General features: G+C 41.0%; 12 protein-coding genes. 7 read left to right on the top strand and 5 right to left on the bottom strand.

The features are described 5' to 3' along the window. Positions 1 to 72: 72 nt before the first annotated feature. Positions 73 to 1,476, bottom strand: a complete 1,404-nt coding sequence (gene treP, locus H9648_RS14655) for a PTS system trehalose-specific EIIBC component (RefSeq protein ID WP_191754541.1) — start codon at positions 1,474 to 1,476, stop codon at positions 73 to 75. Positions 1,477 to 1,771: 295 nt separating this feature from the next. Here treP and pdxK point away from each other — a divergent pair, with 295 nt between their 5' ends. The 7 genes from pdxK to H9648_RS14620 all read left to right on the top strand — a co-directional run bounded on the left by pdxK (position 1,772) and on the right by H9648_RS14620 (position 8,295). Further along, complete coding sequence (pdxK, locus tag H9648_RS14650) at positions 1,772 to 2,584, top strand: pyridoxine/pyridoxal/pyridoxamine kinase (protein WP_137791524.1); 813 nt, start codon at positions 1,772 to 1,774, stop codon at positions 2,582 to 2,584. Between the two features lie 404 nt (positions 2,585 to 2,988). After that, positions 2,989 to 3,339, top strand: a complete 351-nt coding sequence (locus H9648_RS14645) for a YojF family protein (RefSeq protein WP_191754540.1) — start codon at positions 2,989 to 2,991, stop codon at positions 3,337 to 3,339. Positions 3,340 to 3,352: 13 nt separating this feature from the next. Beyond that, the gene (gene bshB2 / locus H9648_RS14640) at positions 3,353 to 3,997 is read left to right on the top strand and encodes a bacillithiol biosynthesis deacetylase BshB2 (RefSeq protein WP_191754539.1); all 645 of its coding nucleotides are present in this window, start codon (positions 3,353 to 3,355) and stop codon (positions 3,995 to 3,997) included. A 202-nt stretch (positions 3,998 to 4,199) separates the two neighbouring features. Beyond that, on the top strand, positions 4,200 to 4,475 hold the full coding sequence (locus H9648_RS14635; RefSeq protein ID WP_191754538.1) for a spore morphogenesis/germination protein YwcE: 276 nt from the start codon (positions 4,200 to 4,202) through the stop codon (positions 4,473 to 4,475). Between the two features lie 290 nt (positions 4,476 to 4,765). Then, the gene (gene proB / locus H9648_RS14630) at positions 4,766 to 5,899 is read left to right on the top strand and encodes a glutamate 5-kinase (protein WP_191754537.1); all 1,134 of its coding nucleotides are present in this window, start codon (positions 4,766 to 4,768) and stop codon (positions 5,897 to 5,899) included. A 59-nt stretch (positions 5,900 to 5,958) separates the two neighbouring features. Beyond that, positions 5,959 to 7,230 (top strand): glutamate-5-semialdehyde dehydrogenase, encoded by a 1,272-nt coding sequence (locus H9648_RS14625; RefSeq protein WP_191754536.1) that lies wholly within the window; start codon positions 5,959 to 5,961, stop codon positions 7,228 to 7,230. A 102-nt stretch (positions 7,231 to 7,332) separates the two neighbouring features. Beyond that, positions 7,333 to 8,295, top strand: a complete 963-nt coding sequence (locus tag H9648_RS14620; RefSeq protein ID WP_191754535.1) for an NERD domain-containing protein — start codon at positions 7,333 to 7,335, stop codon at positions 8,293 to 8,295. Positions 8,296 to 8,709: 414 nt separating this feature from the next. Here the strand turns inward: H9648_RS14620 and qoxD are convergent, their stop codons facing one another. From qoxD to qoxA, 4 genes are read right to left on the bottom strand one after another with little or no spacing between them, the layout of a single operon-like run. Further along, on the bottom strand, positions 8,710 to 9,156 hold the full coding sequence (gene qoxD, locus H9648_RS14615; RefSeq protein WP_191754534.1) for a cytochrome aa3 quinol oxidase subunit IV: 447 nt from the start codon (positions 9,154 to 9,156) through the stop codon (positions 8,710 to 8,712). Beyond that, positions 9,149 to 9,769, bottom strand: a complete 621-nt coding sequence (gene qoxC / locus H9648_RS14610) for a cytochrome aa3 quinol oxidase subunit III (RefSeq protein WP_191754533.1) — start codon at positions 9,767 to 9,769, stop codon at positions 9,149 to 9,151. Before qoxC ends, qoxD begins: the two co-directional genes overlap by 8 nt. Positions 9,770 to 9,783: 14 nt before the next feature. Beyond that, positions 9,784 to 11,724 (bottom strand): cytochrome aa3 quinol oxidase subunit I, encoded by a 1,941-nt coding sequence (gene qoxB, locus H9648_RS14605; protein WP_191754532.1) that lies wholly within the window; start codon positions 11,722 to 11,724, stop codon positions 9,784 to 9,786. A gap of 18 nt (positions 11,725 to 11,742) precedes the next feature. Then, the gene (gene qoxA, locus H9648_RS14600; RefSeq protein ID WP_404825752.1) at positions 11,743 to 12,723 is read right to left on the bottom strand and encodes a cytochrome aa3 quinol oxidase subunit II; all 981 of its coding nucleotides are present in this window, start codon (positions 12,721 to 12,723) and stop codon (positions 11,743 to 11,745) included. Between the last annotated feature and the right edge of the window lie 255 nt (positions 12,724 to 12,978).

Here is a 12,978-nt window from a genome sequence, read left to right as displayed (position 1 = left end):
CCATATTTGTTTTAGTAATGAAAACAACCGGAAATAAAATAGTGCCATTCCGGTCGTTTTTGTTTAATTGTCTTACTTCGATTTTTTAACTTTTGCATAAAGGTACGTTAATACAAATGGTACGACAAGTGCGATTCCCATTCCGATAAAGAAAGATCCCCAGCTTCCTGGCAAGATGGAAAGGAATCCAGGAATTCCGCCTACTCCAATGGATGACGCACGAACGCCGGCAACTGTGATCACGATCCCGGCGATAGCAGAACCAATCATCGCGAAGATGAACGGATAACGGAAGCGTAAGTTCACTCCGAACATCGCTGGCTCAGTGATTCCAAGATATGCTGATAATGCTGACGTTCCAGCGAGTCCTTTAAGCTTTTCATCACGTGTTGCCATAAACATCGCAAGTGCTGCAGAACCTTGTGCAATGTTTGATAGTGCAAGCATCGGCCATAGAAAAGTACCACCTGTGTTAGAAATAAGCTGCAGGTCGACTGCTAAGAACGTATGATGCATTCCTGTAACAACGAGCAGGGAATAGAATCCACCATAGATCAACCCGCCTAACCATGCAAAGTTATCAAAGATTGATACGAAAAAGTCCGTAATGCTATTACCGATCGTAAACGTGATCGGTCCGATAACGATAAACGCTAAAAAACCTGTTACTAATAATGTGATTGGAGCTACTAATAATAGCTGTAAGGCATCAGGAATACGCTTTTTCAAGAAAAGCTCTATTTTCGCTAAAAAGTAAGAAGCGATTAGAACCGGCAACACCTGACCTTGATAACCTACTTTTTCAATGGGTAGACCGAACAGATTCCACGTTGGAATATCCTTTGTCTTACCATAATCCCATGCGTTCAAAAGATCTGGATGGACAAGCATCAGTCCTAGAACAATACCAAGTAATGGACTTCCACCAAACTTTTTAACCGCTGACCAACCGATCAGTCCAGGTAAGAACACGAAAGCAGTATTCGCGATCAAGTTAATCATTCCTGCGAAATCCGCCCAGTTCTGGTGAACATCAATAAAAGATTTCTTATCATAAAAAATATCCGGGCCAGTTAGGATGTTGTTGATTCCCATCAATAGACCTGCCGTTACGATTGCAGGAAGTATCGGGATAAAAATATCTGCTAACGCTTTAATCGCTCTTTGTAGTGGATTTAACTTCTTACTCGCCTCATCCTTGATATCTTCTTTTGACGCTCGCCCTGTACCTGTAATATCAATGAACTCGTTATAAACCTTGTCAACCGTTCCTTGCCCGATCACGACTTGATATTGGCCGTTTGTAGAAAAAGAACCTTTTACGAGATCAATATTCTCTAGAGCCTCCTCGTTTACTTTTCCTTCATCTTTAAGAGCAAGACGAAGGCGTGTCACGCAGTGAGTGGCTGCTGATATATTTTCTTTACCGCCGAGAGCTTCGACGATTTGTTCAGCTGATTCGCGTATTTTACTCATTCTGTTCCCTCCTAGAAACCGTTTCCATTTCACATGATAAAAAAGCCATATATCTCTATACCCTTAACTATCATTCATTGAAAACTTGTTCACCCGTATAATGTGTTTAAGCGTTTTCATAAAAAACTAAACTTGTATATACATAACACAAAAATAATTTAACCTGTATATACAAATATGTCAATCACTTTGATCACTTGGTTAAATTTACCTTAGTCAGCTACTTTTTCTTTTCTCCTTATTTTTTGCTATAATCTGTTACATATAGAGAAACGAGAATAAAGGAGATTTTATGATGTCACCTAAAAAAGCACTTACGATTGCAGGTTCAGATACAAGCGGTGGAGCTGGTATTCAAGCTGATTTAAAAACTTTTCAAGAGCTAGGCGTTTACGGTATGACTGCTCTGAATGTCGTGGTCGCACAAGACCCACATCGCGAATGGTTTCATGAAGTATTCTTGCTTCCTAACGATCTATTCAAAGCACAATTAGAAACAGTTGTTTCTGGAATTGGTGTTGATGCATTAAAAACTGGCATGCTTGCATCAGTTGAGGCTATCCAGATAACAGCAGATCTCATCGAAAAACACGATCTTCAAAACGTTGTAGTAGACCCTGTTATGGTTTGTAAAGGCGCAGAACCTCTACACCCTGAGCTTGCTAGTACCCTTCAAAATGTTTTGGTACCTAAAGCGACGGTTGTAACTCCCAACCTATTTGAAGCTGCACAACTTGCTGGTATGGAACCGATTACGACAGTTGAACAGATGATGGAAGCTGCTCATAAGATTCAAGCTAATGGCGCTAAATATGTAATCGTTAAAGGCGGCGCTAAACTTGAACACGAAAATGCCGTTGATGTTCTTTATGATGGACAAGAATTTGAAGTTTTAGAATCTGAAAGAATTGAAACAACGTGGACGCATGGTGCAGGCTGCACGTTCTCAGCAGCGATAACAGCAGAACTTGCTAAAGGAAAGCCAGTACGAGAAGCCATCTTAACAGCAAAAGATTTCATTACAGAAGCCATCGCAGCAGGATTTGAAATCAACCAATACGTAGGACCAACTTGGCATGGTGCTTACCGTGATAAATTAAACAAATAATTTGTAGTGAAGACTGATCATCTTTGATCGGTCTTTTTTTATTCTATAAATATTTTGGGCCTGCTAATCGGATTTCTACATCATGTGTGCACCGACCAACGTTGTTCAAGTCTTTAAAACAAACTAACCAAATGATTTATGTTTTTATTTTGCTTCAATGCCAAAGTGATTGGAGCGCAAGGAGCGAGACTCCTGTGGGACGAGCGGTCAGGTGAGACACTTAATGGCGCAAAGCGGCAAGTGGCTCACCGCCTGCCCCACGGAAAGCGAAGCACCTGGAGCGGAGATCAACTACTTCCACAGACGTGCATATCAGCTTTCTAAAATTGATAGGCATATCATACACGTTATTTAAGAATTTGAATTATAATAAGTACATCTATTCAGCACTGGAGTGTGAAGATATGCAGCTCATACAAACCAACGAAGTCCAACAAACACTGGACCAGCTTATTGGAAAAGAACTTTATCTACATTTGGAAACAACAAATGGCGCATATGCCAATCATAATAATGAGAGTGTACTTACCGTTAACGCATATATTCGAAATGGTAAAGTAACACCTTTATCAGGAAAAATCATGGGGAGCGGTCCCTACCGTGTTGGCTTGAAGATTGAGCTAGGATGGATTTATGCAGAAGGTTTAACACATTGGGAAATCGACAATGAGGGAAGATTACTGATGGCAGGTCATGATTCGGAAGGCCGCCTTGCAGTAGCTCTTCAACTGAGCTCTTCCCCATTTGATGTATAAGGAGGTTATATAATTGGATGATCATTTACTCGTGATCTTCCCCCACCCAGACGATGAAGCGTTCGGGGTTTCAGGGACGATTGCTCAACACACAAAAAAAGGATTACCCGTTACTTATATCTGCTTAACGCTCGGTCAGATGGGCAGAAATATGGGAAATCCACCATTTGCTACTCGTGAATCGCTTCCACTTATTCGCCAAAAAGAGCTTAAAGATGCCTGTGACGCAGTAGGTATCCAAGATCTTCGGCAGTTTGGATTACGCGACAAAACGGTAGAGTTTGAAGATGAAAAATTATTAGCTGATCAATTCTTAGCTGTCATTGAAGAGGTGAAACCAACACGTCTCATCACTTTTTATCCAGGGTATAGCGTACACCCTGATCATGAAGCTACTGCGAGAGCGGTTGTACGTGCAGTAGGAAGCATGCCTGAAATGGATCGTCCGGAACTCTTATGTGTTGCTTTTGCAAAAAATTCTGAAGAAGACTTAGGGGCTCCACATGTAGTGACAGATATTTCTGATGTTTTTGAGGAAAAAATGAACTGCATCAAAGCACACCGATCTCAAACACAATGGCTTGTTGATAGTGTTGATAAAGATCCTGCCATGCTGGCTTGGGTAAAAAATGAGAGATTTTGGCGTTATCCCTTATAAAATCATAGACTAAGAACCCGCTGTCTTACTGAGGCTTCGGGTTCTTTTTTAATACTAATACTTGAATTTTCAAAAAAATGTACAAATCCATGTAGCATTTTCCTTCTATTGTGGTATACTAATTGTAACAAATCGTTCACAATTTAGACGCTAAACCGTCAAAATTGTAAGCGTAAACAATACTGCAAGGGGTTGATTAGTAATGGATGTTTTTATGGTTTACTTATTCGTAGCGACTGCCACGCCATTATTTTTATGGAATGATAGTCGTAAGTTAGCCTTATGGCAAACGCCGTTCATCGCCCTTTTATGGACTTACGTTGTATTATTCATGGCTAATGATAGCTTAAGCTTATTCGTACACAGTTTCTTCATCACCGTATTCATCGCAAATGTTATTTTTGCTCATTATGCAGCATACATCGTATGGGGCCGTCCATATTTGGCGAAACGAAAGATGGAAAAAGCAAAATATTAATTTAAACTTTCATCCCCTCTATTATTAGAGGGGATTTTGCATTTATTGGGAATTTTTTTCATTCGAATTTTCCGATATATATTTCCATATCACGTCCTCACATCCCCTCATCTCCTATGACCTAATTATCCCGCTTTTCTTCTGTTTTCTTCACTTTTTGCTTGTTTTCTACACTATCTCACCAATACCTGTTGTGTTTAAATCTCACCATGTTATAATCGTTACCGTTGAAATTTTGACCGGAAAATGAGTTGTTATAACTTACAAAACAGGAGTGATTTTTAACAGATATGATATTAAACGAATTAAAAAACAAACGCATTGTAATTAAAATTGGATCTAGTTCTTTAACAAGCAGACTTGGCGATATCAGCAGACATAAATTAGAGCGACTCGTTGATGAGGTCGTTAAATTGAAAGATGAGGGACACGAGGTGTTGCTCGTATCTTCAGGCGCAGTTGCCGCAGGGTATAGACGTTTAGGTTGTTTGAACCGTCCGACTTCCCTAGCAGAAAAACAGGCAGCTGCATCGATTGGACAAGGTTTATTAATGGAATCTTATTCGGAGCGTTTTATCTCTCACGGTTATACCGCTTCACAGATCTTAATTACGAGAAGCGACTTTTCCGATCGTGATCGGTATCATAACGCTCGAAATACGATCAACGTTCTTTTAGATCGCGGAATCATACCCATCGTAAATGAAAATGACACAGTTACAGTAGAGAGACTTAAGTTCGGTGACAATGACACGCTTTCTGCTAAAGTGGCAGGACTTGTGGATGCCGATCAGCTCATCATTCTTTCTGATATCGATGGGCTTTACACGGATGATCCTCGAAAAAATCCTGATGCAAAACTTTTAACGAAAGTTAGTGAAATTACACCAGAAATCGAGGAATCTGCAGGAGAACCTGGAAGTGCGGTAGGTACTGGAGGCATGCGTTCTAAGATTGATGCTGTAAAAATCGCAATGGCTTCTGGAATTTCATCTTTCCTTGGCAACGCAACATCACCAGATATCATTCACAAAGCCGTTATCCGCAAGGCCAGAGGAACGTATTTTGTTCCAGGTAAAAATGAATTTAATCTTGATACAAAGCGTCAATGGATTGCTTTTCACTCTGGTCCAGAAGGTGAGATCGTGGTCTCGAATAAAGCGAAGCAAGGTATCGATGAGCTCAAAAGTCTTTATCCTACAGGCATTCGCTACGTAAGTGGTCACTTTAAAAAAGGTTCAGTTGTTCGCATCAAGGATTTAGACGGCAATGAAGTGGGGCTTGGCGTTTCGAATTATTCTTCTAAACAATTAATTAAGATTAAGGGTATCTCGCGTGACGAGCTAGCTGAAGTCGGCCCTGAAGAAGCCATTAATAACAATGATTTAGTCTGCCATACACGTTTGGCAGTACCTATTCACTAATATAAGATGTGACGAAAATATAAAGAATGTACATTTTTCAAATAACAAGGAGGCGTTGGATGAGTACTTTTAAAAGTACAACCAAAAATATTGATGTGAAAGACCAAGCAAAGTTAGCACAGGAAGCTTCAAAAAAGCTTGCACTGCTTAGTGAAAAAGAAAAGAATGAAGCTTTACTGGTGATTGCTGATACGTTAGAAAGAGAAACAAACTTTATCTTAGAACAAAACAAAAAGGATCTAGTTAATGGTGAAAACAATGATTTCTCTGAAGCTTTAATGGATCGTTTGCGCTTAACAGAAGACCGCGTTAAAGAGTTTGCAAACGGACTACGCGAGGTTGTTGAGTTAAAGGATCCTGTAGGTGAGATTCTGTCTGACTGGACACTTGATAACGGATTAAACGTTGAACAAGTTCGTGTACCATTAGGTGTGATCGGTATGATTTATGAAGCACGACCAAACGTAACAGTGGATGCGACAGGACTTGCATTAAAGTCCGGAAACGCCATTGTACTAAAAGGCGGATCGAACGCTATACATTCAAACTCAGCGATTGTCTCTGTGATTCATAAAGCATTAAGAGCAACAAAAATTCCAGAGGATGCTGTACAATTTATTGCGTCTACAGATCGCGAAGCAGCGGGTCAATTGTTTACGATGAAAGAGCATATTGACGTGTTAATTCCTCGCGGTGGCGGAAATCTGATTAAAACGGTTGTCGAGAATGCTACAGTTCCAGTCTTAGAGACCGGTGTCGGCAATTGTCACATCTATATCGATCAGTTCGCTGATGTTAATAAAGCTCTCGCAATCATGGAGAATGCTAAAACAGATCGACCCGCTGTTTGTAATGCCGCAGAGACGTTCATTTTTCATGAAGCATGGCTGAATGATCATGCTGAACAAGTTACAGCTCTTTTTGAAAAGTACGATATTGAAGTGCATGGCGACGAAAAAGCAGCAGAGTTATTGCCGGATGTAATGCCTGCTAATGAAAAGGATTGGGCTGAAGAGTATTTAAGTTTGGCTGTAGCTGTTAAAGTAGTTAGCTCTATCGAAGAAGCTGTTGCCCATATTGAACGTTATGGCACAAAGCATTCAGAAGCGATCGTGACGGAAAATGCAGAGAATGCCGTCGCTTTCTTAAACAGTGTTGACGCAGCTGCCGTTTACCATAACGCATCTACTCGCTTCACTGATGGATCAGCGCTTGGATTCGGAGCTGAGATTGGTATTTCCACGCAAAAATTACATGCACGCGGTCCAATGGGTCTACCAGCACTTACGACAATCAAGTATCGCATGACTGGTGACGGACAGGTTAGGTAATTATATTGTAAACAGTCCCTTAGTCGGGGCTGTTTTTTTTGTAGAAATAAAGAAGGTGAAGCTAGGATGGTGAGAGAATGTTTTAAAAAAAGGAGGTCGTTTATGTTAGTTAAAGATCGTGGAAAGTCTATAAGGATAAGAAAGCTTGAAGTTATGCAACGACGAGTGATTAAGCTTCACCCCAAATATTTAACCATGGAAGATGAATTAAGCGGTAGGTTAGCCGGACATTTTGGTGAGCAGTCGAATGACTACTTTTTAAAACCTTTCCGGGACTTTTCTGTAATGCATGACCTGAGGCTTACAGCGCATGAAAGTTATTTTCAGATTGACACCCTGCTTCTCTCCCCTCGTTATCTCTTAAACCTCGAAGTGAAATACATTACCGGAACTTTGGTTTTTGACCATCTCAACCAAGTCATCAGAGTAAAGGATGATGGATCAGAAGAAGCTTTTCGGAATCCTATTTTCCAAGTAAAGCGCCAACAGTCACATTTAATCGAATGGATGACAAAGAACCGTATACCTCCTATTCCCGTTCACTCACTGGTTGTGATGAGCAATCCGAGAACCATTATTAAAGCCCCTCCCTCAAATAAAAATGTCCTTCATTATATTACCCATAGTCCCTATATGCAGGAGAAAATTAAGGTGATTGATAAGATGTACTCGGTGGAGAAGCTGACGACAAAAGAAGTCAGTAAACTATCCAAGTTGCTTGTTCGACATCATGTGCCTGAAAACCCTGATCTACTAAAAAGGTATGGGATTGAAGACAAAGATATTATCAAGGGTGTTTATTGTACCGAGTGCTCTTATTTGCCAGTGGTGCGGAGGAAAGCTATCTGGCTTTGTCCCAAATGTTCGTATAAAAGTAAAAACCTTCACCTTTCTTCACTTTCTGATTATGTCCTTTTGTTTGGAAGTAGTATAACTAATAAACAGCTATGTGAGTTCCTATGTCTTTCATCTAGGCATACAGGAAAGCGACTACTTAATGATATGAACTTACCCCATACTGGTGGAAAGAAAGGAAGAGTTTACACACTACCTGATCCGTCTTGAGATGATGCTTAAGAACTCGATGACAAATTTTTCGAATCGCTCACAAACTTCTCGAATCGCTCATAAACCTCTCGAATCGCTCATAAGCTTCTCGAATCGCTCATAAACTTATCGAATCGCTCACAAACTTCTCGAATCGCTCACATACCTCTCGAATCGCTCACAAACTTCTCGAATCGCTCACAAACTTCTCGAATCGCTCATAAACTTCTCGAATCGCTCATAAACCTCTCGAATCGCTCATAAACTTCTCGAATCGCTCACAAACCTCTCGAATCGCTCACATACCTCTCGAATCGCTCATAAATCCACAGTTTACTTAATACAATCCGTGTAAAGGCCACCAATAAATACAAAAAAGCCTCCTGCTAAAGAAATAATCCTTAGCAAGAGGCTTTAACATACTATTAATTCTTATTCATGATTCCCATGATCACCGTGATCACCTGAATCATGCTCACTGCCGCCACCATGAGAACCGTGGTCTTCGTGGTTTTCAGTGTTCGGTGAGTGCTGGTGCTTATCGTGCTTCGCGTGACCTGCTGTCATGACCCAAACAGAACCGATTACGATAACAATCGCAACGAATGCTGCAAATAGGATGTTACCGATCTGTACACGGCTCGTTAAGTTACTCTTCGTCGAGTTCTCTGTTACGTGCATGAACATCAAGAGCTGAAGAGCAGCTTGTAGAATCGCAAAACCGAAAATGATAATTAAGATCCAAGTCATCGATAGATCTAGATCTGTTTCAAGCGCAATCCATAGTGCGAATAGTGTTAGCACGATGGATAACACAAAACCGATTAAATGTTTCCACGGAAAGCCGTGGTGTTCATTAGCTACAGTTTTATTAGCCATTATGCGTCACCATCCCCATCAGATAAACGGCTGTGAAGATAAAGATCCACACTACGTCTAAGAAGTGCCAGTATAGACTGGTGATGAAAACTTTTGCAGATGTAGCTGGCGTTAGACCGCGCTTAGCTACTTGAATCAAGACCATCGTTACCCAAAAGATACCGAACGTTACGTGGGCACCGTGAGTACCGACAAGAACGAAGAATCCTGACCATGCTGCACTTGTACCGATGTTAGCACCTTCATGAATGAAGTGTAAGAACTCTTCAATCTCAAAATAAAGGAATCCAAGACCAAGACCCAAAGTTATGGCCATCCACGTGATCAAACCTTTTACATTTTGACGGCGCATCTCATGAACCGCAAGTCCACAGGTAAAACTACTTGTTAAGAGCAAGAAGGTTTGGATTAACAAACTCTTTACTTCAAAAAGTTCACCAGGTGATGGACCATCAGCGATACGATGTTCTAAAACCATATAAGTTGCAAATAATGTCGCGAACAACGCAATTTCTGCCCCGAGGAAAATCCAGAAACCGAGAATATTTAAACGCCCAGTCTCCGAACGATACTCTAAAGGCGTGTTGGGGTCGTGTGTTTCTGCATGTGCCATTTTTTCACGCCTCCTTATTTAGATATCTTTTCTGTTTCGATTACTTCTTCAACACTTACATAATAACCATCATCATACTCAAATGAACGATAGAACAATGTTCCAAACACACCGATTATTCCAGCGATCGCCATCCACATCCAATCGAATACCATTCCGAATCCGGCAACAAAGAAGAAGGATGCCATGATGAATGGAACACCAGAGTTACTTGGCATATGAATCGGTTTAATATCTTCAGCTTTTAGCTTCTCAACTTTTCCAGCCTGCTTCTGTCTCCAGAAGTGATCAAGACCTGTTACTTCAGGAATCTTAGCAAAGTTATAGAATGGAGGCATTGCTGTAGGCGTAGACCATTCTAAAGTACGGCCATCCCAAGCATCTCCTGTTGTTTCACGCTTCGCGTAACGGAAGCTGTAGTACATGTTGTAAACAAGGATTAAGAACGCGATCCCCATCATGAATCCACCGATCGTAGATACCATGTTCAATGGACCCCAGCCAGACTCTTCGCTGTACGTGTAAACACGACGAGGCATACCGTCTAGACCAAGGAAGTATTGTGGGAAGAAACATACGTTAAATCCAATTGTGAATACCCAGAATACCCATTTACCGATACGTTCGTTCAGTTTGTAACCAAACATCTTCGGATACCAGTAGATTAAACCAGCAAAACAAGCAAATACTGTACCCGCGATCAACACATAGTGGAAGTGAGATACTAGGAAGTATGTGTTGTGGTACTGATAGTCAGCAGCTGCCATGGCTAGCATGACACCCGTAACCCCACCGATTACGAAGTTCACTATAAACCCGAGTGACCAAAGCATCGGCGTCGTAAATTGAATCTTACCTCTGTACATGGTAAACAACCAGTTAAAGATCTTAACGCCGGTCGGAATACCGATCGCCATCGTTGTGATGGAGAATACAGAGTTAACAAGTGCTCCTGAACCCATCGTAAAGAAGTGATGGACCCATACCAAGAAACTGTATCCTGCGATTAAAAGCATAGACCAGATCATGGCTTTGTAACCAAATAGCGTTTTTCTAGAGAACGTAGAGATGATCTCTGAGAACATACCGAATGCCGGTAGAATTACGATATATACCTCTGGGTGACCCCATAGCCAGAAAAGGTTCGCCCAAAGCATATCCATTCCTGCTCCTTGCAGAGTGAAGAAATGGCTGCCGAATAGACGGTCAAATGTCATAAGTGCCAGTGCAACAGTAAGGATCGGGAAAGCGAAAATAATGATAACCATTGTTACAAGTGATGACCAAGTAAACATCGGCATACGGAACAATGTCATTCCCGGTGCACGCATCTTAAGGATTGTAACTAAGAAGTTAATACCCGTTAAGAGCGTACCAATACCTGCGATCTGCAGCCCGAGCAGATAATAGTTCTGTCCAGGTCCTGGACTGAGCTCGTTACTCGCAAGCGGCATGTAACTCGTCCAACCTGCTGATGGAGATCCACCAATAACAAATGAGATGTTGAACAACATCGCACCAATAAAGAACGTCCAGAAACTAACTGCGTTTAAATAAGGATAAGCTACGTCACGTGCTCCAATTTGTAATGGAACAACAACGTTAATCAAACCAATCAAGAACGGCATCGCCATGAAGATGATCATGATCGTACCGTGTGTTGTAAAGATTTCGTTATAGTGCTGCGAATCGAGGAACTTAGCCTCTGGAACTGCAAGCTGTGTACGCATTAAGAGGGCATCTACCCCACCGCGGAACAGCATTAATACAGCGGAAACGATATACATGATACCAAGTTTTTTATGGTCAACTGTTGTAAGCCATTCGTCCCACAACCATTTCCACTTTTTATATTTAGTAAGATAGAACAGGATACCCACCATCGTTAGTACGATGGATACGTCAGCACCATAAATCATCGGGTCGCCTGTTACGAAAAATTCATCCCATTTCATATTGAAATGCCTCCTCTGTTAATGGGCATGAGAATCCCCATGAGACTCTGATTCAGATTCTTCTAGCTTCTTCATCTCTTCTTCACGCTTCTTCTTTTCTTCCTTCGCTGCTCTTGAGTGAGGAAGCTTCTCTTCATAACCTAAACGGTCGCGAGCATCTAACGCGTATTCGGCGTTTGTAGCATGGTCTACCCAATCTAAGTGAGTAGAAGAGAAAGTCATTTCTTTTACGTGACCAGGAAGCATCAGCTTGTCATACTGCCCCTTCGAAAGTTCAGGAGCATCAGCTTTCGTTTCACTCGCCCATTTTTCAAACTCTGCATCAGACATAGCCATTACATCAAACGTATGATTAGTGAATCCTTCTCCTGTAAAGTTGGAGTTACGACCTTCATACGTGCCTTGCTCGTCAGCTTGCAGATAAAGCTCTGTCTCCATGCCAGCCATCGCATATTTCTGACCACCTAATTGAGGTACCCAGAACGATGCCATCGAATCGGCAGAAGTCAGCTTGAACAATACAGGTCGATCTTCAGGTATATGAAGATAGTTAACTGTTTCAATATCTTGCTCTGGATAAGAGAATACCCATTTCCAGTTTACAGATGTTGCATGGATCACCAATGGCTTTTGATCTTTTGACTTTTCAGGAGGTCCTTCAAGAGAATAGATACTCTTTACCGTTGGAATCGCTAATGCAATAACGATGATGATAGGAACAATCCACCAAATCGTTTCAAGAAGATGACTTCCTTCATTATCAGGATCATAGCCTTTATGGTTTTTGCGATCACGATATTTATAAACAATAAAAGCAGTAAGTGCGTAAACAACTATTAGGATAAATAACATAAACCAGATGGAATACATGATCAGATCCCTCTGTTCTGCTCCTACAGGTCCTTTTGGATCTAAAACAATCATATCGCTGCAGCCGCTAAGCATAAATACGGCCATCAATAACCCGAATGTAAAAAACGGCTTAAACCGTCGCATCACCAGGTCCACCTTCCTTTCTCTATTTACAAGCATTTACTTTTGCCTAATAAAAAACGAACCAAGAGTGATTATAGAGCATTGTGAATTAAATCACAATGTAAAACATAGGCAAAAATTCAAATGACAAAAACCTTTGCTTTCATAGTACCAGAATCCTAATAAATGTGACTCTATCCACAACAAATGTCACGATTACTTCAAATAAAGCTCACAACTTTATCACAGTTTTGACATAGAATGTTCACGATTTTGGAA

The sequence above is a fragment of the Fictibacillus norfolkensis genome (genome assembly GCF_014836645.1).
Classification (GTDB): Bacteria; Bacillota; Bacilli; order Bacillales; family Fictibacillaceae; genus Fictibacillus; species Fictibacillus norfolkensis.
The sequence above is the reverse complement of the archived record's forward strand: the minus strand, read 5'-3'. Positions and strand labels throughout refer to the sequence as shown.